The sequence below is a fragment of the Rhizobium sp. AN6A genome (assembly GCF_900215635.1).
Taxonomy (GTDB): Bacteria; Pseudomonadota; Alphaproteobacteria; order Rhizobiales; family Rhizobiaceae; genus Agrobacterium; species Agrobacterium tumefaciens.
In genome coordinates this window covers 2,604,671-2,628,332 of sequence record NZ_OCNC01000004.1, presented here as the reverse complement: position 1 = coordinate 2,628,332, position 23,662 = coordinate 2,604,671, and the positions used below count along the sequence as shown (strand labels likewise).

At 58.1% G+C, this 23,662-nt stretch carries 20 protein-coding genes; 10 read left to right on the top strand and 10 right to left on the bottom strand.

Features of this window, described 5'->3' with window-relative positions:
• Nucleotides 1-19: 19 nt before the first annotated feature.
• The 3 genes from tpiA (at nucleotide 20) to CRO62_RS25530 (ending at nucleotide 3,152) form a co-directional block, all read left to right on the top strand.
• Nucleotides 20-790, top strand: a complete 771-nt coding sequence (gene tpiA / locus CRO62_RS25540; protein ID WP_003515430.1) for a triose-phosphate isomerase — start codon at nucleotides 20-22, stop codon at nucleotides 788-790.
• 115 nt (nucleotides 791-905) lie between these two features.
• The gene (gene secG, locus CRO62_RS25535; RefSeq protein WP_065687408.1) at nucleotides 906-1,364 is read left to right on the top strand and encodes a preprotein translocase subunit SecG; all 459 of its coding nucleotides are present in this window, start codon (nucleotides 906-908) and stop codon (nucleotides 1,362-1,364) included.
• Nucleotides 1,365-1,514: 150 nt separating this feature from the next.
• On the top strand, nucleotides 1,515-3,152 hold the full coding sequence (locus CRO62_RS25530) for a CTP synthase (RefSeq protein WP_026330924.1): 1,638 nt from the start codon (nucleotides 1,515-1,517) through the stop codon (nucleotides 3,150-3,152).
• Between the two features lie 133 nt (nucleotides 3,153-3,285).
• Here the strand turns inward: CRO62_RS25530 and CRO62_RS25525 are convergent, their stop codons facing one another.
• Together CRO62_RS25525 and fumC are read right to left on the bottom strand one after the other, a co-directional pair.
• The gene (locus CRO62_RS25525; RefSeq protein ID WP_097102694.1) at nucleotides 3,286-4,038 is read right to left on the bottom strand and encodes a hypothetical protein; all 753 of its coding nucleotides are present in this window, start codon (nucleotides 4,036-4,038) and stop codon (nucleotides 3,286-3,288) included.
• Nucleotides 4,039-4,271: 233 nt separating this feature from the next.
• Complete coding sequence (fumC, locus tag CRO62_RS25520; protein ID WP_097103313.1) at nucleotides 4,272-5,663, bottom strand: class II fumarate hydratase; 1,392 nt, start codon at nucleotides 5,661-5,663, stop codon at nucleotides 4,272-4,274.
• 408 nt (nucleotides 5,664-6,071) lie between these two features.
• Here fumC and CRO62_RS25515 point away from each other — a divergent pair, with 408 nt between their 5' ends.
• The gene (locus tag CRO62_RS25515; RefSeq protein WP_097102692.1) at nucleotides 6,072-8,009 is read left to right on the top strand and encodes a L,D-transpeptidase family protein; all 1,938 of its coding nucleotides are present in this window, start codon (nucleotides 6,072-6,074) and stop codon (nucleotides 8,007-8,009) included.
• Between the two features lie 236 nt (nucleotides 8,010-8,245).
• Here CRO62_RS25515 and CRO62_RS25510 read toward each other — a convergent pair whose 3' ends face one another.
• The gene (locus CRO62_RS25510) at nucleotides 8,246-8,947 is read right to left on the bottom strand and encodes an HAD family hydrolase (RefSeq protein ID WP_097102690.1); all 702 of its coding nucleotides are present in this window, start codon (nucleotides 8,945-8,947) and stop codon (nucleotides 8,246-8,248) included.
• Between the two features lie 192 nt (nucleotides 8,948-9,139).
• Here CRO62_RS25510 and rpiA point away from each other — a divergent pair, with 192 nt between their 5' ends.
• The 4 genes from rpiA (at nucleotide 9,140) to CRO62_RS25490 (ending at nucleotide 13,602) form a co-directional block, all read left to right on the top strand.
• On the top strand, nucleotides 9,140-9,835 hold the full coding sequence (rpiA, locus tag CRO62_RS25505) for a ribose-5-phosphate isomerase RpiA (protein WP_003515412.1): 696 nt from the start codon (nucleotides 9,140-9,142) through the stop codon (nucleotides 9,833-9,835).
• Between the two features lie 16 nt (nucleotides 9,836-9,851).
• Nucleotides 9,852-10,418, top strand: a complete 567-nt coding sequence (locus CRO62_RS25500) for a DUF2059 domain-containing protein (protein ID WP_013636215.1) — start codon at nucleotides 9,852-9,854, stop codon at nucleotides 10,416-10,418.
• A gap of 168 nt (nucleotides 10,419-10,586) precedes the next feature.
• Nucleotides 10,587-11,975, top strand: a complete 1,389-nt coding sequence (gene gor / locus CRO62_RS25495; RefSeq protein WP_097102688.1) for a glutathione-disulfide reductase — start codon at nucleotides 10,587-10,589, stop codon at nucleotides 11,973-11,975.
• 250 nt (nucleotides 11,976-12,225) lie between these two features.
• Nucleotides 12,226-13,602, top strand: a complete 1,377-nt coding sequence (locus tag CRO62_RS25490; protein ID WP_003515403.1) for a class II 3-deoxy-7-phosphoheptulonate synthase — start codon at nucleotides 12,226-12,228, stop codon at nucleotides 13,600-13,602.
• A 66-nt stretch (nucleotides 13,603-13,668) separates the two neighbouring features.
• Here CRO62_RS25490 and CRO62_RS25485 read toward each other — a convergent pair whose 3' ends face one another.
• From CRO62_RS25485 to CRO62_RS25460, 6 genes are all read right to left on the bottom strand, one after another.
• Nucleotides 13,669-15,408 carry a TadG family pilus assembly protein gene (locus CRO62_RS25485; RefSeq protein ID WP_097102686.1) on the bottom strand — a complete coding sequence of 580 codons (1,740 nt, stop codon included), beginning with the start codon at nucleotides 15,406-15,408 and terminating at the stop codon, nucleotides 13,669-13,671.
• A 1-nt stretch (nucleotide 15,409) separates the two neighbouring features.
• Nucleotides 15,410-15,832, bottom strand: a complete 423-nt coding sequence (locus CRO62_RS25480) for a TadE/TadG family type IV pilus assembly protein (protein ID WP_097102684.1) — start codon at nucleotides 15,830-15,832, stop codon at nucleotides 15,410-15,412.
• A 145-nt stretch (nucleotides 15,833-15,977) separates the two neighbouring features.
• Complete coding sequence (radC, locus tag CRO62_RS25475; protein ID WP_097102682.1) at nucleotides 15,978-16,823, bottom strand: RadC family protein; 846 nt, start codon at nucleotides 16,821-16,823, stop codon at nucleotides 15,978-15,980.
• Between the two features lie 13 nt (nucleotides 16,824-16,836).
• The gene (map, locus tag CRO62_RS25470) at nucleotides 16,837-17,670 is read right to left on the bottom strand and encodes a type I methionyl aminopeptidase (protein WP_025593534.1); all 834 of its coding nucleotides are present in this window, start codon (nucleotides 17,668-17,670) and stop codon (nucleotides 16,837-16,839) included.
• Between the two features lie 31 nt (nucleotides 17,671-17,701).
• The gene (gene sfsA / locus CRO62_RS25465; protein WP_097102680.1) at nucleotides 17,702-18,421 is read right to left on the bottom strand and encodes a DNA/RNA nuclease SfsA; all 720 of its coding nucleotides are present in this window, start codon (nucleotides 18,419-18,421) and stop codon (nucleotides 17,702-17,704) included.
• A 32-nt stretch (nucleotides 18,422-18,453) separates the two neighbouring features.
• Nucleotides 18,454-20,313, bottom strand: a complete 1,860-nt coding sequence (locus tag CRO62_RS25460; RefSeq protein ID WP_097102678.1) for a PHA/PHB synthase family protein — start codon at nucleotides 20,311-20,313, stop codon at nucleotides 18,454-18,456.
• 138 nt (nucleotides 20,314-20,451) lie between these two features.
• Here CRO62_RS25460 and CRO62_RS25455 point away from each other — a divergent pair, with 138 nt between their 5' ends.
• Nucleotides 20,452-20,874: a hypothetical protein gene (locus tag CRO62_RS25455; RefSeq protein ID WP_097102676.1), complete on the top strand. Its 423-nt coding sequence runs from the start codon at nucleotides 20,452-20,454 to the stop codon at nucleotides 20,872-20,874.
• A gap of 386 nt (nucleotides 20,875-21,260) precedes the next feature.
• Here the strand turns inward: CRO62_RS25455 and fnrN are convergent, their stop codons facing one another.
• Nucleotides 21,261-21,986, bottom strand: coding sequence for a transcriptional regulator FnrN (gene fnrN / locus CRO62_RS25450; RefSeq protein ID WP_003515395.1), 726 nt, complete (start codon nucleotides 21,984-21,986; stop codon nucleotides 21,261-21,263).
• Between the two features lie 212 nt (nucleotides 21,987-22,198).
• Between fnrN and hemN the strand changes: the two genes are divergently transcribed.
• Nucleotides 22,199-23,548, top strand: coding sequence for an oxygen-independent coproporphyrinogen III oxidase (gene hemN / locus CRO62_RS25445; protein ID WP_097102674.1), 1,350 nt, complete (start codon nucleotides 22,199-22,201; stop codon nucleotides 23,546-23,548).
• Nucleotides 23,549-23,662 lie beyond the last annotated feature (114 nt).

The window sequence follows — 23,662 nt, the reverse complement described above, 5'->3', positions numbered from 1 at the left end:
CAAAGGGAATGGGATACGCATGACGCCGAATGTTCGACCGCTTGTAGCCGGAAACTGGAAGATGAACGGCACCCGTTCGTCGCTCGATCAGATCAAGGCCATGGCAGAGGGCGTCAAGGGCGCGCTTTCCGAAAAGGTGGATGCGCTGATCTGCCCGCCATCGACGCTTCTTTATGTGGCAACCGCGCTCTGCGACGACAGCCCGCTGATGATTGGCGGACAGGATTGCCACCAGAATGTTTCCGGCGCACATACGGGTGACATTTCCGCCGAGATGATTGCCGATTGCTTCGGCACCCATGTCATCGTCGGCCATTCCGAGCGCCGCACCGACCATGCCGAGACGGATCATCTGGTCCGTGCCAAGGCCGTTGCCGCCCACCAGGCCGATCTTATCGCCATCGTCTGCATCGGCGAGACGGCGGATGAGCGCAAGGCGGGCCAGACGCTCGATATCCTCAAGCGCCAGCTTGCCGGATCGCTTCCGGACGAGGCAACCGCCGAAAACACCGTCATCGCTTATGAGCCGGTCTGGGCGATCGGCACGGGTCTGACGCCAACCACCCAGGATGTGCGCGAGGCCCATGCCTTCATGCGCGACGAGCTGGTCAAGCGCTTTGGCGATGAAGGCAAGACCATGCGGATTCTTTACGGCGGCTCGGTGAAGCCTGCCAATGCGCTGGAACTGATGGGCGTCGAGAATGTCGACGGTGCACTGATCGGCGGCGCGAGCTTGAAAGCCTCCGACTTCCTTTCCATCTATGCGGCATACGAGCAACTGACGGCTTGAGACACGCTTTCCTGCCACAGTGGCGGGAAAGGGGCTTGGAATAAGCCTTCGCCTCATGTAAAGAGCCGCGAAACCTTCTTTGTAGTGCTCCGCGCGGGGCATGGAATGGATTGTCATGCAGACCGTTTTGATTGTTATTCACCTCATGATCGTGCTTGCGCTTGTCGGCGTGGTTCTGATCCAGCGTTCCGAAGGCGGCGGCCTCGGCATCGGCGGCGGTTCGGGCTTCATGTCCGCGCGCGGAACGGCCAATGCGCTGACCCGCACGACGGGTATCCTTGCCGCGCTGTTCTTCGTGACGTCGCTCGGACTTGGTCTTCTGACCCGGTACGAATCGCGCCCGACGGATATTCTGAACCGTATTCCGGCCACGCAGGGTCAGGGCAACGGCATTCTCGACACGCTCGGCCCGGCACAGACGCCGGCAACGCCGGCTCCGGCTGAGAATGGCGTTCCGACCAACAGCGGCGCTGCAGCACCTGCGCAGACCACGCCTGCACCGGCCACTGCTGGTGAAGCCGCTCCGGCACCGGCCAAGCCCGCCGATCCGAACGCAGTTCCGACCGGTCAATAAGCCCGGTTATGATTTAACGCTCCGGCAGGCCAAAAGCCTGCCGGTTTTCTTTTGTTCGCATTTCGCCACATCCCATTGCCAATTCGTCAACAGCGAATTTGCAACAGCATGAAATTTGGGCTGGCGGAATCAGAGGTAAAAAGGTATCCGGTGAATCCCATGGCGCGATATGTATTCATCACAGGCGGCGTGGTCTCCTCTCTCGGTAAGGGCATCGCAGCTGCGGCACTCGGAGCATTGCTGCAATCCCGTGGTTATCGGGTGCGGCTTCGCAAACTTGACCCCTATTTGAACGTCGATCCCGGCACGATGAGCCCGACACAGCACGGTGAAGTGTTTGTGACGGACGACGGTGCCGAGACGGACCTCGACCTTGGCCACTATGAACGCTTTACGGGGCGTTCGGCGACCAAGACCGACAACATCACCACTGGCCGCATTTACAAGAACATCATCGACAAGGAACGCCGCGGCGACTATCTCGGCGCGACCGTTCAGGTCATTCCGCATGTCACCAATGAGATCAAGGATTTCGTGACCGAAGGCAATGACGATTACGACTTCGTCATCTGCGAAATCGGCGGCACGGTCGGTGATATCGAGGCGATGCCGTTCATGGAGGCGATCCGCCAGCTCGGCAACGACCTGCCGCGCGGCACCGCAATCTATGTTCACCTGACGCTGATGCCTTACATTCCGGCAGCCGGCGAATTGAAGACCAAGCCGACCCAGCATTCCGTGAAGGAACTGCAGGCGCTTGGCATTCATCCCGACATTCTGCTGGTGCGCGCCGACCGGGAAATCCCGGAAGCGGAACGCCGCAAGCTTTCGCTGTTCTGCAACGTGCGTCCTTCCGCCGTCATTCAGGCGCTGGATGTTGCCAACATCTATGACGTTCCGATCGCCTACCACAATGAAGGTCTCGATTCGGAAGTGCTGGCCGCTTTTGGTATCGAACCGGCGCCGAAGCCGCGTCTGGAACAGTGGGAAGAGGTCTGCAACCGTATCCGCACGCCGGAAGGCGAGGTAACGATTGCGATCGTCGGTAAATATACCGGCCTCAAGGACGCCTACAAGTCGCTGATCGAGGCGCTGCATCACGGTGGTTTTGCCAACCGCGTCAAGGTCAAGCTGGAGTGGATCGAGTCGGAAGTCTTCGAAAAGGAAGATCCGACGCCCTATCTCGAAAAGGTCAACGGCATTCTGGTGCCGGGCGGTTTCGGCGAGCGCGGTTCCGAAGGCAAGATCATGGCGGCGCAGTTCGCCCGTGAGCGCAACGTGCCCTATTTCGGCATCTGCTTTGGCATGCAGATGGCGGTCGTGGAAGCGGCCCGTCACCTCGCCGGCATCGAGAATGCCTCGTCCACCGAATTCGGTCCGACGGCTGAACCCGTCGTTGGCCTGATGACCGAATGGGTAAAGGGCAACGAGCTGGAGAAGCGCTCCACCAAGGGCGATCTCGGCGGCACCATGCGTCTCGGCGCTTACAAGGCGGCGCTGAAGAAAGACACCAAGATCGCCGAAATCTACGGTTCCACGGATATTTCCGAGCGCCACCGCCACCGTTACGAGGTGAATGTGGACTACAAGGACCGGCTGGAGGAATGCGGCCTGGTCTTCTCGGGCATGTCTCCTGATGGTGTGCTGCCGGAAACGGTGGAATATCCTGACCATCCGTGGTTCATCGGCGTTCAGTATCACCCGGAACTCAAGAGCCGTCCGCTCGACCCGCATCCGCTGTTTGCCAGCTTCGTTGAAGCGGCGGTGGAGCAGAGCCGGCTGGTTTGATGGTTTGAATGATACGGGGCGGGCCGCTTTTGCGGCCCTTTTTATAAATTATCGCGATCATGGAACCCCTTAAGCCGCGCTAGCCGTCCGATTGGAACCTTTGGCAAGACATGCTCGTGACAGCAGAGCTATTTCAGCTGTCGAGTTCGGCCAGTATAGCGTTTGCGCTTTCCGTAAGTTCTATCCATTCAGAACAATATTTGAATATAGATCGCTCAAACCCAACATTTTCGGCTTCTTTGGTATGCATCGCCTCGACCATTTTGCGAAATAATGCTGATTGCGGAAAATCGCCATAAAGATTTTCTAATTCTGTTCTCAGATACGGTATTAAACAGCTATCATAGAAATGCTCAGAAACCAGTTTAACCAATAAATCCTCGACTTCAGGCATTGCTCCGTGTGATTGTACTATTTCTGTAACAATTTCACAGCATTGGTTCCTATCTTGTGCTTCCCACAGATCGAGAAAACGTGTGTAAATAGGTACGAAATCTGAATACATAATGGCTAGTACACTTAGGGGGACCTCGCCAAAAGCCGCTTCGTCCGTCTCCATCATGGGAATTCCACGTCCTGCTTGAGAGAAGCGGATAAGCAACTTTTCCAGCGTCCCAAACCAAGCACGCAGGTCATCAAGCACTTCAGAGTGAAGCGCGAGTTCGATCCAAGCATTATAATTTATTTCAGTCCAAGGATAGAATGCCTCATTCGAACTCCATGTTCCCGATAAATCAATGACCCTGTACCAAATATTTTTATCAGATAAGCTTTCTTCAAGTCTTAAAGATATTTCATTGAGGTCTGCAATTATTTCCCGGGGGTTTTGTGTTGAAACAATACCAAACGCAATCTCGAAGTACTTTTTTTGCTCTATTACGGGCATAATGCAATTCCTTATATATTATTATATAAATATATTGAATTATAAATTTTATATTATTTGAATTTTATAGATTTATATTGTGGCACCCATAGATTTTTATTGAAGACATAGGAAGTGATAGATCGCTTATTATAGTCAGCTCGATCAGTTGATCGCCACCATTATTTCCTTCTGTTCCTTTAACAAAAACGGGCCCGAAGGCCCGTTCTGCATTCCACCAAAAGCCAGTCCGCTTACTTCGGCCCGATCATGTTTTCCGGGCGTACATACTGGTCGAATTCCTCGTTGGTGAGGTATCCACCGCCGACGGCCTCGTCGCGCAGTGTCGTGCCGTTCTTGTGAGCGGTCTTGGCGATCTTGGCGCAGATGTCGTAGCCGAGCTTGCTGTTGAGAGCCGTGACGAGCATCAGCGAGTTCTCGACGCCCTTCCTGATGTTGTCTTCGCGGGCTTCGATGCCGACGACGCAGTTGTCGGTGAAGGAGACGGCCGCATCGCCCAGAAGCTGGACCGACTGCAGGAAGTTGTAGGCCATCATCGGATTATAGACGTTCAGTTCGAAGTGCCCCTGCGAGCCTGCGAAGGAGAGCGCTGCATTGTTGCCGAAGATGTGGGCGCAAACCTGCGTCAGCGCTTCCGACTGCGTCGGGTTGACCTTGCCCGGCATGATTGATGAGCCGGGTTCGTTTTCCGGCAGAGACAATTCGCCAAGACCGGCGCGCGGGCCTGAACCGAGGAAGCGGATGTCGTTGGCGATCTTGAACAGTGCTGCTGCTGCGGCATTGATCGCGCCATGCGAGAACACCATGGAATCGTGCGAGGCAAGCGCTTCGAACTTGTTCGGCGCTGTCACGAAGGGCAGGCCGGTGATCTTGGAAATCTCTTCGGCAACCTTTTCAGCGAAACCGACGGGGGCGTTCAGGCCCGTGCCGACCGCCGTGCCGCCCTGGGCGAGCTTGGAAAGTGCGGGCAGGGTGAGTTCGATATTGGCAATCGCCGAGGCGACCTGCGCGGCATAACCGGAAAACTCCTGGCCGAGCGTCAGCGGCGTGGCATCCTGCGTGTGGGTGCGGCCGATCTTGATGATCTTTTCGAACTGCCTGACCTTGGCTTCCAGCGCCGTGTGCAGGTGCTTGAGGGCCGGCAGCAGGTGGTGAACGATCTCTTCCACGCAGGCGATGTGCATCGCCGTCGGATAGGTGTCGTTCGAGGACTGGCTCATATTGACGTGGTCGTTGGGGTGAACCGGCTTCTTGGTGCCCATTTCGCCGCCGAGCATCTCGATTGCGCGGTTGGAAATCACCTCATTGGCATTCATGTTGGATTGCGTGCCGGAACCGGTCTGCCAGACGACCAGCGGAAAATGTTCAGTCAGCTTGCCGTCGATGACTTCCTGTGCGGCTGCGATGATGGCGTCGCCTACCTTGGGGTCGAGGCCTGCAAGCGCCATGTTCGCACGGGCCGCTGCCTGCTTGACGATGCCGAGCGCGCGAACGACAGAGGCGGGCTGCTTTTCCCAGCCGATCTTGAAGTTGCCGAGCGAGCGCTGCGCCTGCGCGCCCCAATAGCGATCGGCCTGAACTTCAATGGGTCCAAATGTATCGGTTTCCGTCCGTGTGGCTGTCATCAATCTTGCCTTTTTACTCGTTTTCCTCCGCCAAAACGGCACTTCGCCCGCCTTGCGCGCGCCGATATATAGAATCATCGCGCTGGCAATGAAAGCGTTGCGAGGCATGCCTGGCAGATATTTCCCTTGGGACAGGGCGATTTTGACGCTCATCCTGCCCGGTTAAGAAAAAGACCTTGGCGTGTCATTTTTACTACGTCGATAAAAGCCCGGAAAACCGGGGTTTCATCGGCTTGGAACGGCTTGGCCAACCACGGCAAAGTGAATGAAATAAATAGAAATTTAACCATTCTCGCCAATTCTGGAAATTACGTTTTTACGGTTTTGGCCGTAATATGAGGTTCATTTCGGGTGCGTTCTGGACTTCGGCGTTTTCTTTTCAACGGGCCGTCTATCGGCTAGACAAGCATGAAACTGGATGCTCCGTCTTCGTTGGCGGCGCTGGGTGCTACGAGGATCAAATTGCAAGTCACATCTGGAAAAACATCGGCAGCGCTGGTGCTGGCTCTCGGTCTTTCCGTTTCCACCGCTCTTCCCGGCAGCGCCGGCGCGGTAACGCTGATGGACCTTTTGCGTGGCGGGCCTGGCAAGGTTGCGCGCGATCGTGGTGAAATGCCGCCAGCCGGTATCGTCACCTCGCCGTCGACGGTCGGACCGAGCGCCGATGCATCCGATCCCGAGCCTCTGCCGCGTGTTTCCGGTCCACGTTATTACGATTACAAGGCCGATACCGCACGCGCTGTGAACACCGCCAATTTCGGCGAGGGTCTTGCCAATGTGAAGTTCAGCGCCACCCCCGAAATCGGCAAGGCTCTGGAAGCCTATTACGGTGCCGGCGGCAAGGCGCTCTGGGTTTCGGAAGGCGAGCTGACTGCCCGCGCGAACGCCGTCATGGCGTTTTTGGAGACAGTTGGCGAAAGCGGCCTCGATCCGGCCGATTACAGTATTTCAGTACCCGCAAAGGACGTGACCGCCAGCATCAGCGCAGGCGCGAACGCATCCGGCACGCCGGTGGAAGTGGCTTCCGCATCGACCTCCGACGCCTATCAGCGCGCGCAGATGCAGTTCGAGCTTGCGCTTTCCGCCAAGGTTCTGGCCTATGTGCAGGATACGACGCGTGGCCGTGTCGATCCGAACCGGCTGTCCGGTTACCACGATTTCAAGCGCAAGACGGTGAACCTTGCGCCCGTGCTGAAGCTTGCAGGCCTCAGCCCCGATATCGCAGCCTATCTGCGCAGCCGCGAACCCTCGAACGCCGAATATCTGGCGCTGAAGGCCGAACTGGCCCGGTTGCGCAGCGAGGGTGATGCGGCCAACACGGTCAAGGTCCCCGCCGATCTGGTGCTGAAACCCGGCAACAGCAGCGCCGACATGGCGAGCGTCGTCAAGGCAATCGAACATCGCGCTTCGCCTGCCTTCAAGGCGGAACATGCGGCGATCATTTCCGGCTACCATCAGACGCCCGATTATACGCCTGATCTCGTTGATCTGGTGAAGGCATTCCAGAGCGAAAACGGACTGAAGGCCGACGGCGTCATCGGCCGCGCGACCGTGCGCGCCATGGTCGGCGAAAGCAACGACGCCCGGATTGCCAAGGTGCAGGTGGCGATGGAGCAGATCCGCTGGCTACCGACCGATCTTGGCCAGCGCTATGTCTTGATCAACCAGCCCGCCTTCATGGCCTATTACCACAATGACGGACAGGAACAGTTCGGCATGAAGGTGGTGGTCGGCTCCAAGGCCAACCAGACCTACTTCTTCCAGGACGAAATCCAGACCGTCGAATTCAACCCTTATTGGGGCGTTCCGCAGTCGATCATCGTCAACGAGATGCTGCCGAAGCTGCGCCGCGATCCGTCCTATCTCGACCGTCTGGGTTATGAGGTACAGGTGGGTGGCCGTGCGGTTTCTTCCACCAGCGTCAACTGGTTCGGCTCGACCAATGCCGTTTCGGTGCGTCAGCCGCCAAGCAGCGACAATGCGCTGGGCGACCTGAAGATCCTGTTCCCGAATGCGCATGCCATTTACATGCATGATACGCCTGCCAAGAGCTTCTTCAACCGCGACATGCGGGCGCTGAGCCACGGCTGTATCCGTCTGGTCGACCCGCGCCGCATGGCGGCCGCTGTTCTTGGCACCAGCGTCGACAAGGTCAACGAGCAGATTGCAGCGGGCAAGAACCGCGCTGTGCAGGTGCCGGTGAAGATACCGGTCTACGTGGCCTATTTTACTGCCTGGCCGGACAAGGCCGGCAAGGTGCAGTTCTTCGACGACGTCTACGACCGTGACAGCTACGTCCAGAAGGCGTTTGCGGTAACAACGAAGGCGCGGGCCGCGTCGATTTGATAGAAATCTCATTGAGAAAAAGAAAGCGCCGGAAACGGCGCTTTTTTTGTTTGATGGCAAAGTCGCCACATGACTGGTGGCGTTAAACGGCAGCATCCGCTCTCCGTCATCCCGGACTTTGGTCCGGGGTCCAGTGCGTTCAGGTCTTTGATCGCGAAAGAGTCGTTTCACGGCGCAGACGCGCCGTGGCTGGATACCGGATCAAGTCCGGCCTGACGGTGGAGAACTGCGCCGTCTCAAGCCGCAGCGGCACCCTTGGCAACCAGCTTCTCGAACAGCGCCGGAGTGAGTGCGGTGAAATCATCAATCACGACATCCGGTTCGAGTTCGGCCATCGGCACATCCGAATAACCGAAGGTGACACCTATCGACGGGACGGACGCATTTTTGGCAGCGAGAATGTCGTTGATGCTGTCACCCACCATGACCGAGCGCTGCGGGTCGCCGCCAGCCTTTTCGATGGTTCCGAGAATATGGCGCGCATCAGGCTTGCGGAAGGGGAAGGTGTCGCCACAGGTGATGGCGGCGAAATATCGGGTGAGATCCAGTTTTTCGAGCAGCGGAAGTGCAAGGATTTCGGTCTTGTTGGTGCAGACCGCGAGCGTGATGCCAGCTGACGAAAGCGCATCCAGTACGCTGACGATGCCGGGGTAGGGGCGGCTGTCGCCGGGCATTTCCGCGCGATAATGGTCAATGAAACGCTCGTACAGCGGTTCCAGTTCGGCTTCCGGCAATTCTACCTGACGCAGCGCGAAGGCTCGCTTGATCATAACGCGCGCGCCCTGGCCGACGAGATGCGTCAGGTCGTCATAGGTAACAGGGGCAAGACCGGCTGCGGCGATGGTGTGGTTGAGGCTCGAAACGAGATCGGCGGCGGTGTCGACGAGCGTACCATCGAGGTCGAAGATGGCGAGCGGGGAGAGCGGGCGGGATGTCACGGGAACTGGCCTCTTGAGAGAATGCTTTTGGCGATGATATCGGTGCGTTCGTTGTGGCCAAGCCTAGGCAAACGGCTTTGTCTTTGCAACCGCGCCACAACGTTCTGTTCGTTGCCTGCAAAAATGCTTTCGTTTGGCTTTCGACCCGTGTAAACAGCACGGCGACGACAAAGCTACCGGAGTTTCAGGCACATGGATGCCCGCCAGATGAAGATCAAGGCCGCCGAGGCCGCATTGTCCCATGTGCAAGACGGGATGCGACTTGGTATCGGCACGGGCTCGACAGCTGAGGAATTCGTCAGGCTTCTGGCGGAAAAGGTTGCTGCAGGCCTGAAGGTCGAAGGCGTGCCGACATCCGAGCGTACCGCGCGCCTTTGCGTGGAGCTTGGCGTGCCGCTGAAATCCCTCGATGAATTGCCGGAACTGGACCTTACCATCGATGGCGCGGACGAAGTGGATCACGGCCTGCGACTCGTCAAGGGTGGTGGCGGTGCGCTTCTGCGCGAAAAGATCGTGGCGGCGGCATCCGCCCGCATGATCGTCATCGCCGACCAGAGCAAGGTTGTGGAGACGCTTGGCGCCTTTCCGCTTCCCATCGAAATCAATCCGTTCGGTCAGGTGGCGACACAGATCGCCATCGAGAAACTGGCGGCGCGGTCCGGCCTGTCGGGCGACCTGACGATGCGTTCGTCGGGCGACGGCGCCTTCATGACGGATGGTGGACACCTCATTCTCGACGCATCTTTTGGCCGTATTCCTGATGCAGAAGCGCTTGCACGCGAGCTGAACACTATCCCCGGTGTTGTCGAGCACGGACTTTTCATAAATTTGGCATCGCTTGCCATCATTGCGGGTCCTGAAGGCGCCCGCGTGATGCAGGCAGTATAACAGGAGCGAGATTTTCATGATCAAACTAGCGGGACTGGGCAAAGCTGCCGCTGCTTCGATCCTCATTTCCGGCATCGTGTTCGGTACTGCCGCACGCGCTCAGGAAATTTCGGAAGCGCATATCGCCGCCGCACGGCAGGCGATCGCCTCTCTTGGCGTTACTGACCGTTTCGATGATATCCTACCGGGTCTGGCGGAACGTCTGAAGGCCGAACTCATTCAGGCATCGCCGAATGTGCAGGACGCGATCACCGCGACTGTCGACGCCAAGGCACTTGAGCTTGCGCCGCGCCGTGCCGATCTGGAACGCGAGGCAGCACTCACCTACGCGCGCGCCTTCTCCGTCGAAGAGCTGAACGCCATCTCCACCTTCTACAGCAGCGAAGCCGGCAAGAAACTTCTGAAGGACGGCCCGATCGCCACGCGCGAACTGATGAAGGCTGCCGACATCTGGGCCGCGGGCATCAACCGCGATCTGAACACCTCCAGCATGACCGAATTGCAGAAGGTGGCCGGCGCTGATCTGAAGCCGCTTCCGGCCGATCAGGGCAACACGGGCGGCGCTCCGGCTCACAAGCCCTGAGTGAAATAGATAGAGCGTCGGGTCCCAAAGCTCACGTTCAGAAATATTCAAAGCCCGGCCGCAAGGTCGGGCTTTTCATTTGTGCGTCGCAGCACCTATATGTGCCATGAATACGCCACAGCCCGCCTTGAGGCCGATGGCACGTGGTTTTGATCAGGGGTTTTTACTATGACAGCTTATGACTGCGATCTTTTCGTTATCGGTGGCGGCTCGGGCGGCGTGCGCAGCGCTCGCGTGGCCGCCTCGCTCGGCAAGCGTGTAGGGATCGCCGAGGAATACCGTTACGGCGGAACCTGCGTCATCCGTGGTTGCGTGCCGAAGAAGCTGTTCGTTTATGCCTCGCAATTTCCTGAGCATTTCGAGGATGCCGAAGGTTTCGGCTGGAGCGTCGGCGAGCGTCGTTTCGACTGGAAAAAACTGATCGAAGCGAAAGACAGGGAAATCACCCGTCTCGAAGGGCTCTACCGTAAAGGTCTTGATAACGCCAAGGCCGATATTTTCGACAGCCGTGCAGAGCTTGTCGATGCTCATACCGTGAAGCTGACGAAGACTGGTGAGACCTTCACGGCCGAGCGTATCGTGATTGCCGTTGGCGGTACGCCGAACGAACACAAGGCGCTGCCCGGCCATGAGCTGACGATCTCCTCCAACGAGGCTTTCGACCTGGAAGAGCTGCCGAAATCGATCCTGATCGCTGGCGGTGGTTACATCGCCGTGGAATTCGCCAATATCTTCCACGGGCTCGGTGTTGAAACGACGCTGATCTATCGCGGCAAGGAAATCCTTTCGCGCTTCGATCACGATATGCGCAAGGGCCTTCATGAAGCGATGGAAGCCAAGGGCATTCGCATCATTCTTGAAGACGTCATTCAGGAAGTGAGCAAGGACGGCGCGGGCGGCTTTGTGGCACGCACGAAGCAGGGCAACTCGCTGCATGTCGGCCTGGTGATGCTGGCGCTCGGTCGCGATCCGAATACGCATGGTCTAGGCCTTGAAAATGCCGGTGTGAAGGTGGATGCGCGCGGCGCGATCATCGTCGATGAGTATTCGCGCACGAACGTGCCTGGTATCTTCGCACTGGGCGACGTCACCGATCGGGTACAGCTGACGCCGGTGGCGATCCACGAGGCCATGTGCTTCATCGAAACCGAGTACAAGAACAACCCGACCAAGCCGGACCACGAGCTTATTGCCACTGCGGTGTTCTCGCAGCCGGAAATCGGCACGGTTGGACTTTCTGAAGAGGAAGCGGGCAAGAAATACCCGGAACTGGAAGTCTATCGCGCGCAGTTCCGTCCGATGAAGGCAACGCTGTCCGGGCGTCAGGAAAAGACGATTATGAAGCTGATCGTGAATGCCGCCGACCGTAAGGTCGTCGGCGCGCATATTCTCGGCCACGAGGCGGGCGAAATGGCGCAGCTCCTCGGCATCACGCTGAAGGCCGGATGCACCAAGGACGATTTCGATCGCACCATGGCGGTTCATCCGACAGCCGCCGAGGAACTGGTGACGATGTATTCGCCAAGCTACCGCGTGGTGAACGGCGAGCGCGTGTAGCGCCGTCGCTTGCGCGACGTGATCACGTCTCAGATTTGCCCGCCACCACTTGAAAACCGATGTTTTCCGGCTGGTGGCGGGTTTATTAAATCGTTTGAATTGACTTTTATGCACGTTGAACGCCCAAAATGGGCGGAATGGGCCCGATGGCCCTGAGATCGGCTATGCAAAGCCTGTGCTTGGAGCTATAAGCCGCTCAATTTTTCGAGGCGGTCGTGCACAAATGCGCGGGCGAGAAAAGGGTAAGAACATGGCACAGAATTGGACACCCGGCAGTTGGCGGCAGAAACCGATCCAGCAGGTTCCCGAATATCCTGACGCGGCAGCGCTTGCGGCGACGGAAGCCACGCTTGCGACCTATCCACCGCTCGTTTTTGCCGGTGAAGCCCGCCGCCTGAAAAAGCAGCTTGCCAATGTGGCAGACGGCAACGCCTTCCTGCTGCAGGGTGGCGATTGCGCCGAAAGCTTCCTCGAGCATGGTGCGGATAATATCCGCGACTTCTTCCGCGCTTTCCTGCAGATGGCTGTCGTCCTGACCTATGGTGCGCAGCTGCCGGTGGTAAAGGTCGGTCGTATTGCCGGTCAGTTCGCCAAGCCGCGCTCTTCCAACGTGGAAGTGCTCGATGGCGTGACGCTGCCGTCCTACCGCGGCGACATCATCAACGGCATCGAGTTCAATGAGACCTCGCGCGTGCCGAACCCCGAGCGTCAGCTCGACGCGTACCGCCAGTCGGCGGCGACGCTTAACCTGCTGCGCGCTTTCGCAATGGGCGGCTACGCCAACCTTGAAAACGTTCACCAGTGGATGCTCGGCTTCATCAAGGACAGCCCGCAGGCGGATCGTTACCGCAAGCTGGCTGACCGGATTTCCGAGACCATGAACTTCATGCAGGCAATCGGCATCAGCGCAGAAAACAATCCTAGCCTGCGCGAAACCGATTTCTTCACCAGCCACGAGGCTCTGCTGCTCGGTTACGAAGAGGCGCTGACCCGCGTCGATTCGACCTCCGGTGACTGGTATGCCACGTCGGGCCACATGATCTGGATCGGCGACCGCACGCGTCAGCTCGACCATGCGCATGTGGAATATTTCCGCGGCATCAAGAACCCGATCGGCCTGAAGTGCGGACCGTCGCTGACGCCGGATAATCTGATCGAGCTGATCGACGCGCTGAACCCGGCAAATGAGGCCGGCCGTCTGACGCTGATCTGCCGTTTCGGCCACGACAAGGTTGCTGACAGCCTGCCGAAGCTCATCCGTGCCGTGGAGAAAGAGGGCCGCAAGGTCGTCTGGTCGTGCGATCCGATGCATGGCAACACTATCACGCTCAACCACTACAAGACGCGTCCGTTTGAGCGCATCCTGTCGGAAGTCGAAAGCTTCTTCCAGATCCACCGCGCCGAAGGCACACATCCGGGCGGCATCCACATCGAGATGACCGGCAAGGACGTGACCGAGTGCACCGGTGGCGCACGCGCCGTGACGGCGGATTCGCTGTCGGATCGTTACCACACCCATTGCGATCCGCGTCTCAACGCCGATCAGGCACTGGAACTGGCCTTCCTTCTGTCCGAGCGCATGAAGAGCGGCCGGGACGAGAAGCGTCTGGCAATTGCTACTGCCTGACAGAGGCAGATCAAACAAAAAAGCCGCCGGATACTGCCGGCGGCTTTTTTTATGGTGTCGGCCTGCTTACTGGACGAGTGCCGGTTGCTGGCAGCGAACGTCGGTGACGCGCACATCGGCTTCGCCGATCTTGACGCCGAGTACCAGCAGCACGTTGTAGAGCAGCTGATCCACGGGCGCCGTGACTGCCGCGAGCGTGTTGGCAAGTGCTGACTGGATGCCCGCCAGACCTCCCAGATCGATGTTGAGGAAGAGAAGCCTGATATCCAGATTGAGGTTCTTCAGCAGTGAACTGACAAGAGTGGTAACGGTATCCTTGGTGGAAACACTCTTGATCTTGGCCTGGGTTATATCCGACTGGGTGAAGGTCAGCTTGGTCTTCGTCATGTTGGTGGCATTGATGAGGGCGCTGCCATTGATGGCAAGCAAGGCCGAATCCACGATCGCGGTCTTGGTGACGCGCGGATCCTTGCCGAAATTGGCAAAGGCCGTGGTATCGACATTGCCAAGCGCGATTTCCGCGACGCCGGGAACGACTTCGACATCGACCGTACCCTGTCCGCCGCCCGTGCAGCGAATGTCGGCGAGCCGCGCTTCGGCATGGGCGACTTCCACATAGAGCGGAATATTGACCTTCAGACCGGCAATCGCCTGAAGCCCGTCAACCACGACACTGACCGCCAGCCGGGTTTGTGCGGTGCGCACCACGGTGCCCTGGCCGCCGACGGCAAGCGACGGCGTTTCGACGGGTGGCTCACCGATGGCGAGCGTCGTCTTGACCGAGGCGAGACCGAGGAGATTGGCGTTGAGGTTGAGCGCCAGCTGGTTGCCACCATTGCCTGCCACGGCGGCGGCGTTGAGGAGATCGAAGACGCCTGCGGTGACCTTGAGGTTTTCGCCGCTACCGATCAGCTTGTCCGAGAACGGGCCGAGATTGAGGATTTCTTCAAGCTTGAGCTTGATGTTGCTCTTGTTGGCGGTTTTTGCCAGCGTCTTCAGAATGTTGGCCACAGCCGGCTGCAGGCCCGTGGTCTTCGTCAGCGCGTCCAGGAATTTGCCGTAGGTGATTTCCGTCTTCAGGACATCCTTGTAGGTGCCGGCTGTCAGGTTGAGATCGACAGCCAGCGCTTCGACGACATGCAGCGCGTTGACATCAGCAGCTACAAGCGCCTGGTAATCCATAACCTTGAGCGAGACCGTGGTACCGAGCAGGCCGCCGAGCAGGCTGTTCAAAATGCCTTCATCGAGGCTCGCGAGTCGCGATCCCACCGAAAATGCCGCGATCTTTTGGGATGAGGCCGTTCCGGCCGCGGAAATCTTGGGCGGCGTGGTGAAGGCGGAGGCAAAGAATATCTGGCCCTTTTCGACGATATTCACTTTCATCGCATTGGTGGGAAGTGCATTTTCGACGAAACGCTGGCCGACAGGCAGGGTCGCGTCCGGCTCATAGTGACCTTTGACGACTTCGGCATAACCGTTGCTCTTGGCAAATTCGTTCAACGGGTCGAAAGGTTGAAGACCGTCCACGGTCAAGAGGCCATTCGGTGTCTTGACCCCGAGATTCATGCCGTTAAGGGCGAAATATTGCTGGACCGCCTTTTCGGGATCGGCGGCACTGGCCGCCGCTGATATGGCCGCAAGATCGGCGGTCTGCTGCAATTGCCGCTTCTGCAGGGTCAGATAGCCATAATCGACGCCAAGCGCCAATATGCCGATGAAAAGCGGTGCGGTAAGCCCGGCCGAGATGGCGATGTTGCCTGTGCGATCCTTCAGGAAACGGGGAAGCAAAGAAGAGATATTTTGCATGTCATGCTCCTCCGATCCGGATTGTGGAAAAACGCCGGATGACCGGCTCGGGCAGGGTGTAGCTGTAGAGGCTCCAGATCGGCAGATCGCGGGCGTCATATTCCACCTTGACCGTGAACTGGTTGGCATTGGCGGGATCGGTGGCGACATTGACCGTGAAACGCGTCTTGTCCATGAAGGCGTAGCTGAGGTCACTTTTGGTGACGAAATCACGGGCCAGCTGCTGGCGCTCGGTCGTATTCAGTCCGGCAACAGCCGTCCTTGCGGCGTCCGCGGCGATCTGCTGCACAGAATAGGCGGCCATCAGGTAGATACCGTAGGCAATCATGGTCAGCAGGACGAGAAAGAAAATCGGCGCGACGATGGCGAACTCGACAGCGGACGAGCCGGATCGATCACGAAGGAAACGCACTCCATTACGCATAAAGCACCCCCGTTTTTCAGGCACCACAGTCAGATGCCTTTATTCTTATTTTCGGAAATGCTAATTTATAGGTGTTAATTTTGTATTGATGTCGCTCTTATGGGTTGCAGGCGGGGAAAAACCTTCGCGTTGATACCCATGGATTTCAGATTAGCCGAAGCCCTTTGAAGCTGGCGTGGCCGTCTTTGCCGATGATGATGTGGTCGTGCACCGCTATCCCCAGCGGCTTTGCAGTATCGATGATGGTTTTGGTCATCTCGATATCGGCACGCGAGGGGGTAGGGTCTCCACTCGGATGATTATGTATTAAAATCAAAGCTGTAGCGGAAAGTTCGAGGGCGCGGCGCACCACTTCGCGCGGGTAGACCGGCGTGTGGTCCACGGTTCCCTGACCCTGCACCTCGTCGGCGATCAGGACGTTGCGCTTGTCGAGGAACAGGATGCGGAATTGCTCGCGGGTTTCATGGGCCATGGCGGCATGGCAATAATCGATGACCGAAGACCAGGAACCGAGAATCTGCTTGTTGCGGATTTCGCCCTTCAGCATGCGCTGGGAAACGGAGGCGACTAGCTTCAGATCGAGCGCCACGGCCTCACCCACGCCCTTCACCTCCTGCAACAGCGGCAGCGGCGCGCCAAGCACCCCGCCGAGGGTACCAAAGCGGGCGATCAACGCCTTGGCGATGGGTTTGGTATCACGCCTCGGGATCAGCCGGAAAAGCAGAAGCTCCAACAGTTCGTAATCGGCAAGGGCGGTATCGCCGCCGTCGCGATAACGCGCCCGCAGCCTGTCCCGATGGCCGTGATAGTGTGCGATCTCCGCTTCCGGTTCCGCAATGGCTGCGGGATGTTCCGAGGTCTTCTTCACCGCACTTCGCGGTTCGGCAAAGAAGCCGCGCTCATCCGTTCCGTCGAACAGATCGCCGTTTCCCGCCTGAAAGCCGGAGGTCGACGGAAGATCGGCGGAAGGCGGGGCAGGGCGTTTTGCCATGGGCGATCTGGCCTTATGCGAGTGGCGGCAGGCCCGGACGGTCAAAGCCGCCCGGCGATAGTGTGAAGATTTCGCAACCGGTCGCGGTTACGCCGACCGCATGTTCGTATTGCGCGGAAAGGGAGCGGTCGCGCGTTACTGCCGTCCAGCCATCGGAGAGCACCTTCACATGCGGCTTGCCGAGGTTGATCATCGGCTCGATGGTGAAGATCATGCCCTCTCGGATCTCCGGGCCTTCGTCCGGGCGGCCGTAGTGGAGGATATTGGGGGTGTCGTGGAACAGGCGTCCAACGCCGTGGCCGCAGAAATCACGCACCACCGAGCAGCGTTCCGCCTCGGCATAGGCCTGAATAGCCGCGCCGATCGCGCCGGTGCGCGCACCCGGTTTCACTGCCGCGATGCCGAGCATCAGGCATTCATAGGTCACTTCCATCAGACGTTCAGCTGCGCGCTTGATCGTGCCAACCGGATACATGCGGCTCGAATCGCCGTGCCAGCCGTCCAGAATATAGGTCACGTCGATATTGACGATTTCGCCTTCACGCAGCGGCTTTGCGTCCGGAATGCCGTGGCAGACCACATGGTTGATAGAAGTGCAGACGGACTTGGTATAACCGCGGTAATTCAGTGTTGCCGGCAAAGCGCCGTGGTCGGCGCCGAACTCGAAGACGAAACGGTCGATGGCGTCAGTCGTCACACCCGGCTTGACGATTGCCGCCAGTTCGTCGAGGCAACGCGCTGTCAGCTGGCACGCCTTGCGCATCCCGTCGAAATCCTCAGGCGTATAAAGGCGGATGACGCCGGTATTCTTGAGGGGGGCGGAGGCTGCGTCGATATAGGTGACCATCATAGTGCTTTCTGTCTCTTTACGTCCCTGTTCATAAAACAGCCGGACGCCATTCGTCCATCTTAACCGTTCCCGCGACTGAAATTTGTGCCGGGGAAACGTCACATTTCACCGCATAGGCCTCCACGCCGCGCGACATGGCCCGCTGAAACGCCAGCGCATAGACCGGATCCAGATCATCGCAGACGCGCATCCGGTCGCAATCGTTGCGTTGAATAAGATAGAGCATCACCGCTCGGTGACCGGCCTCCGCTGCGTCACCCAGCTCCTCCAGATGTTTGGTGCCGCGTTTGGTGGCGGTATCAGGGAATTCGGCCAGACCTTTTTCGCGCATGAAATGCACGTTTTTCACTTCCACATAGGCATCCGGCCGCCCAATTTCGGAAAGCAGGAAATCGATGCGGGAATTGCGGCCGTATTTCTGCTCGCGCCGGACCGTCGAATAGCCGGCAAGCTGCGGGATGCGGCCATTGAGGATCGCTTCTTCCGCCAGCCGGTTCGGCATGCCGGTATTGATGCCGACCACGGTGCCATCGGCCTCGACCATTTCCAGCATATGCCGGTACTTGCGGGTTGGGCTGTCATGCTCGGACAGCCAGATACGCGAGCCGGGCGTGGTCAATCCGCGCATGGAGCCGGTATTGGGGCAGGAGCCTGTAATTGCCGTGCCGTCCTCCAGAACAGCGTCGAAGAGGAAACGCTTGTAGCGGGCGATCAGCGTGGCGGGAACGAGTGGGGATGTGAAGAGCATGTGGCCTGAAAGGTGAGAGGTGGCGGGGTTGGTCAGGACAGGACGTAGGTTCCGGGTGCATCGCCGAGCACTGGTCGCTTGCCGTCACCCGGCGCCCTTGCCTTTACCTTCTCGCCATTCTGGCTTTCGATCCAGTTCTGCCAGTGCACCCACCATGATCCCGTGTGGGCTGTGGCTGCGGCCTGCCAGGCATCGAAGTCTCCGGATGGTGATGCGCCTGTCCAATATTGGTATTTTTCGGATTGCGGCGGATTGACCACACCGGCGATGTGGCCGGAAGCGCCGAGCACGAATTCCACGGGGCCGCCGAACAGTCCCGCCCCCGTGAAGACCGATTTCGCTGGCGCGATATGGTCGTCGCGGGTGGCGAGATCATAGACCGGGATTTTTATGTCGCCGAGGTTGATCCGCTTGTCCGCCACGCGCATCAGCCCGCGGGCGAGATTGTTGTCGAGATAACAATTGCGCAGATAGAAGGAATGGCAGGCAGCGGTCACCCGGGTCGAATCGGAATTCCAGTAGAGGAGATCGAAGGGCAGGGGTTCCGTGCCGCGCAGATAATTATCGACCATATAGGGCCAGATGAGATCGGAGGCGCGCAGCATGTTGAAGACTGTGGCCATGATCGAGCCATCGAGATAACCGACGGCTTGCATGTGCCTGTCGAGCGCGGCGAGCTGGCCTTCGTCGATGAAGACCTTGAGGTCGCCCGCATGGATGAAATCAGTCTGGGCGGCAAGAAGTGTGGCGCTGCGAATGCGCTCATTGCCTTCCTGCGCATGCAATGCCAGCGCCGAAGACAAAAGCGTGCCGCCGACGCAATAGCCGATGGCGTTGATGTCCTTTTCGTCTGTTTGCTCCTCGATCGTGTCGAGGGCGAAATCGATACCTTCGCGGATATAGTCCTCCCAGCCCTTGTCGGCCAACCTGGCGTCCGGGTTGATCCACGAGACCATGAACACACTGTGGCCCTGATCGAGACACCATTTAACGAAGGATTTCTGTGGGTTGAGATCGAGGATATAAAATTTGTTGATCCATGGCGGCACGATGAGCAGCGGCCGTTTGAAGGCCTTTTTCGTCGTCGGCGCGTAATGGATGATCTCGCAGAGCGGGCTTCTCGCAACCACCTTGCCTGATGTGACAGCGATGTTCTTGCCGATGACGAATTTGCTGTAATCGGTCTGGCGCAGTTTCAGATGGCCGTGGCCGGCCGCGACATCTTCGGCAAGCTGTGCCATGCCCTTGACGAGATTGGCGCCGCTGGACGCAACCGTCTCGCGGAAGACCTGCGGATTGGTGAAAACGAAGTTGGCCGGCGAGAGGGCTTCCGTCACCTGGCGCATGTAAAACAACGCCTTGGTGCGGGTGTGCTCGTCCAGCCCTTCAGCTTCCATAACCATCCGGTCGGCAAAACCGACGGTGGTCTGATAGGCTTTGAGGAGAAAATCGAAAAATGGATTTGCCTGCCAGTCCGCGTCGGCAAAACGCCTGTTCTTTCGCTCTGCCGGGCCGGTCTCTGCGGCCTTTTCCGAGCGGGAGTCGGCATCTTCCGAAAACTGTGCCACCGATTTTGTCCACAGATCGTAATAGCTGGAAAGCAGGTGGGTCTGCGCTTCGAGTGAACGCTTCGGTTCAGCCATCCAATATTCGGCGACATCGGACAGCGTCTTGACGAGGTCGGTCATCGGATCGGCGCTGGTCTGCGGAATTTCACCGCGTTCGCGGGGGGCCAGCCATTCGGACGCGGCTTTGCCGAGGTTTTCCAGCGCGCGGGCGATGTTGACCGCAAAGGCTTCCGGGTCGCGGATCAGGTAAGCCTCGGCGGATGTGGCGTCGAAACCGGGCGTTTTGCCACCCTTTTTCTCTGCCCCGCCGTCAACACCTGCCATGCGCTGTCCTCCACCAAATTTGTGTTTGCACATTCTGCATGAAAACGAATACAAGTTCCACCAGCAAGGGGAGGCCATGAAGAGCCGAACCGCAGTCGAATTCGATATCGGCGATATCCTTACAGGCGGAACATGACGATGGGCAAGCACATGGGCACATGGGGAACATTTGCGGAAAACGCTGGAAGGATCGCCCTTCTTTCGCTCTCAGGCGCAATGCTCGTTACAGTACTTGCCGCCTGCAAGACCCCGGCACCGATCGTCGCACCGGCCCATATGCCCCACCCGCAAGCCCAAATCGTCGGCCCGCGCCCCGTCAGCGACAATGTGGTGAGCCAGAGACGCGATACCGGTACCTATCCAAGCTTTTCAGCGCCGATGACGGCTGCCGGCAGCCAGATGGGGGATGACGAGGCGTCCAAAATGGAATCGAACCTGTCGCGCCTCGGTGCTGCACGCCGCAACGGCCAGATTTCGGAAGCTGAATACAAACGCCGAGTCGCGGAATTGCGGGCGCTTGGCGAAAACCAGAAGCCGGTTGCGACGCCTGCCACGCAGTGAGGTTCTTCCGTTCGTCGTTCTGGGGCCTTTTACCGAGAATCGACAACCTGTCGATCTCGAGATTCTCTCGGAACAAGGCCGAGGATAACGGCAATCCTTGGGCTTCATTCTGTTACCAAGCCGCTCTCATAACCCCTTATTTACCCTGCCTTTGAACCATCTGCTTACTGAAGATGTTAAGCGGATGGATGCTCTTTGCCGCTTATGATGCGGTCATAACAAACAGGCCGCTGAAAAAGCGGTAGACAGGGTGAAATATCATGAGATGCATCGCTGCTTTGCTGGTTCTTGCCGGTTTTGCGCTCGCACCCGCGCAGGCGCGGGCGCCGTACATCAACATCGGAACGTCAGCGCCTCAGGGACGATGAAAAGTTGAAAAACGCCGGTCAGTCGTTTCCGGCGGCTTCGCTGAGCATATCGAGGTCCGGCACCGTGATATGACGGTTGTTCTCGATGCTGATCGTGCCTTCCTTGCGCAGTTTAGTCATTTGCCGGCTAACTGTTTCGATGGTGAGACCAAGGAAATCGGCTATGTCTGCGCGCGATAGCGGCAGGTCGAACGTTGATTTATCGTCCTTTTCCGGATCGATATGCGTGGCGATCATATAAAGGAAGCTGGCAACCTTTTCCTGCGCCGATTTGCGGCCAAGTGTCAGCATCCAGTCGCGCGCCTCATCCAGTTCCTTCAGAGACTGGCTGTGAAGCTTGCGTTCCATATCCGGCACTTCGGAAACCATGCGGTCGACGATACGGCGCGGGAACAGGCAGATTTCCACATCGGTTGCGGCTTCCGCCGTCATCTTGCTTTCCGCCATGAACGGACGACCGAGAAAATCCGGCGCAAATTGCAGGCCGACGATCTGCTGGCGGCCATCCGACATCATCTTCGAGAGCTTCACTACGCCGTTGAGAATGTTGCCGTAGGAGCTGACGAGTTCCCCCTGGGCAAGCAGCTCATTGCCCGCTTCCAGCTTCTTACGGCTGGAATGACGGTTGAGGTCGCAAAGTTGCTGCGGCGTCAACGTGCTGCAAAGACCACCGTGACGCGCCTCGCAGGAGCGGCATACGACGGGATATTCCGAATTGTGGATGGTCTTCTGTAGCGTGTCCATCAGCCTTTTCCGATGCTGGCTTTAAGGGACGAATGCGACCGCAGGTGTAAAATCCGGTCTTTTCGAAGGCTTGCGCCGCGTAGTCGTCGCCCCCGCGTCTACTTTAGCAAGAACTTAAGGTGCAATTTGATTGAAGTCAAAGTTGCAAACTGTCGCAGCCGTTACTGAAGGGGAGGAAATCGACATTTTCTTGATAAAAGGCAAATCCGGGGATGAATACCGAACTTCTTCGCAAATATTCGGGCGCCGTGCCGCGTTACACGAGTTATCCTACCGCGCCGCACTTTCACGATGGAATCGATAATGGCACCTATCGCCGCTGGCTCGGCGAGCTTGGCCACCGGAACCGGATATCGCTTTACCTGCATATTCCCTATTGCGACCGGCTGTGCTGGTTCTGTGCCTGCCACACCAAGCACACGCTGAAATACGAGCCGATTGCCGTTTATCTTGAGGCACTTAAGCGGGAGATAGCAGCCGTAGGTTCGCTTGTTTCCCCCGATGCTGTGGTCAGCGCGGTGCATTTTGGCGGCGGTTCTCCCACCATGTTGAAACCGGAGGACATGGTGGGCCTGATGGACTGTCTGACACGCCATTTCACCTTTGGTCTGGCGCCCGAAATCAGCGTGGAAATGGACCCGAACGATCTTGACGAAAGTCGCTATGACGCGCTTGCCGTCATCGGAATGACGCGCGCGAGCCTCGGTGTGCAGGACTTTGATGACAAAGTGCAAAAAACCATCAACCGGATTCAGACCTTCGAGCAGACGCAATCGGTGGTAGATGCCGTGCGGGCAAGGGGCGTTCACTCGGTCAATTGCGACATTCTCTATGGCCTGCCGTTCCAGACCTGCGAGACATTGCAACAGACGGTTGACCAGATCATCTCACTCGACCCCGACCGGATCGCGCTGTTCGGTTATGCGCATGTTCCATGGATGAAAAAACACCAGTCGCTGATCCCTGAGCAGGCATTGCCAGATATTGCCGAGCGCTACCGCCAGATGACGATGGCGGCGGAGATGCTCGGCAAGGCGGGTTACAGGGCAATCGGGCTCGATCATTTCGCCAAGCCCGCCGACACTTTGAGCCGCGCGGTCGAGGCGGGGGAGCTGCGGCGGAATTTTCAGGGCTACACCACCGACACGGCTGATGCCCTGATCGGGCTCGGTGCATCCGCAATCGGGCGGCTGCCCCAGGGCTACGTGCAGAACATGGTGGCGACGGGGGAATATCAGCGGATGGTGGGCGAGGGCGGTTTCGCGGTTCTCAAGGGAATAGAATTGTCCGAGGACGATCACCTGCGCTCCCATGTCATCGAGCGGTTGATGTGCGATTTTTCACTCGATCTGGGCGATTTGAAGCGGCGTTTCGGCAAGGCCAGCCATTCCGTCAGCATGGAGGCGCAGCTTTTCGCTGGCGGCGACAGGGACGGTGTGGTGCGGATGGATGGCGATGTTTTTGCCGTGACGGAGGCGGGTAAACCCTTTGTTCGTAATATCGCGGCAACCTTCGACGCCTATCTCGGCAGCGGACGCGGCCGTCATTCGGTTGCTGTTTAGGCAACAGTTTTAAGGCAAATTTCAAAGTTACGTCACGAAACCATTGGCTTTTTTGTGCGACTTGCCTATGTGGTGCGTCAGACAGGATATTTAATACGAACGACAATAAGGATT

What these genes read in the sequence shown, in the direction of transcription:
- rpiA (WP_003515412.1), top strand. Translation starts at nt 9,140, where the DNA reads ATGGATGCCCGCCAGATGAAGATCAAGGCCGCCGAGGCCGCATTGTCC.
- hemN (WP_097102674.1), top strand. Translation starts at nt 22,199, where the DNA reads ATGAATACCGAACTTCTTCGCAAATATTCGGGCGCCGTGCCGCGTTAC.
- fnrN (WP_003515395.1), bottom strand. Translation starts at nt 21,986, where the DNA reads ATGGACACGCTACAGAAGACCATCCACAATTCGGAATATCCCGTCGTA.
- secG (WP_065687408.1), top strand. Translation starts at nt 906, where the DNA reads ATGCAGACCGTTTTGATTGTTATTCACCTCATGATCGTGCTTGCGCTT.
- CRO62_RS25455 (WP_097102676.1), top strand. Translation starts at nt 20,452, where the DNA reads ATGGGCAAGCACATGGGCACATGGGGAACATTTGCGGAAAACGCTGGA.
- CRO62_RS25480 (WP_097102684.1), bottom strand. Translation starts at nt 15,832, where the DNA reads ATGCGTAATGGAGTGCGTTTCCTTCGTGATCGATCCGGCTCGTCCGCT.
- CRO62_RS25490 (WP_003515403.1), top strand. Translation starts at nt 12,226, where the DNA reads ATGGCACAGAATTGGACACCCGGCAGTTGGCGGCAGAAACCGATCCAG.
- CRO62_RS25500 (WP_013636215.1), top strand. Translation starts at nt 9,852, where the DNA reads ATGATCAAACTAGCGGGACTGGGCAAAGCTGCCGCTGCTTCGATCCTC.
- radC (WP_097102682.1), bottom strand. Translation starts at nt 16,823, where the DNA reads ATGGCAAAACGCCCTGCCCCGCCTTCCGCCGATCTTCCGTCGACCTCC.
- CRO62_RS25515 (WP_097102692.1), top strand. Translation starts at nt 6,072, where the DNA reads ATGAAACTGGATGCTCCGTCTTCGTTGGCGGCGCTGGGTGCTACGAGG.
- fumC (WP_097103313.1), bottom strand. Translation starts at nt 5,663, where the DNA reads ATGACAGCCACACGGACGGAAACCGATACATTTGGACCCATTGAAGTT.
- tpiA (WP_003515430.1), top strand. Translation starts at nt 20, where the DNA reads ATGACGCCGAATGTTCGACCGCTTGTAGCCGGAAACTGGAAGATGAAC.
- CRO62_RS25485 (WP_097102686.1), bottom strand. Translation starts at nt 15,408, where the DNA reads ATGCAAAATATCTCTTCTTTGCTTCCCCGTTTCCTGAAGGATCGCACA.
- sfsA (WP_097102680.1), bottom strand. Translation starts at nt 18,421, where the DNA reads ATGCTCTTCACATCCCCACTCGTTCCCGCCACGCTGATCGCCCGCTAC.
- gor (WP_097102688.1), top strand. Translation starts at nt 10,587, where the DNA reads ATGACAGCTTATGACTGCGATCTTTTCGTTATCGGTGGCGGCTCGGGC.
- CRO62_RS25525 (WP_097102694.1), bottom strand. Translation starts at nt 4,038, where the DNA reads ATGCCCGTAATAGAGCAAAAAAAGTACTTCGAGATTGCGTTTGGTATT.
- CRO62_RS25460 (WP_097102678.1), bottom strand. Translation starts at nt 20,313, where the DNA reads ATGGCAGGTGTTGACGGCGGGGCAGAGAAAAAGGGTGGCAAAACGCCC.
- map (WP_025593534.1), bottom strand. Translation starts at nt 17,670, where the DNA reads ATGGTCACCTATATCGACGCAGCCTCCGCCCCCCTCAAGAATACCGGC.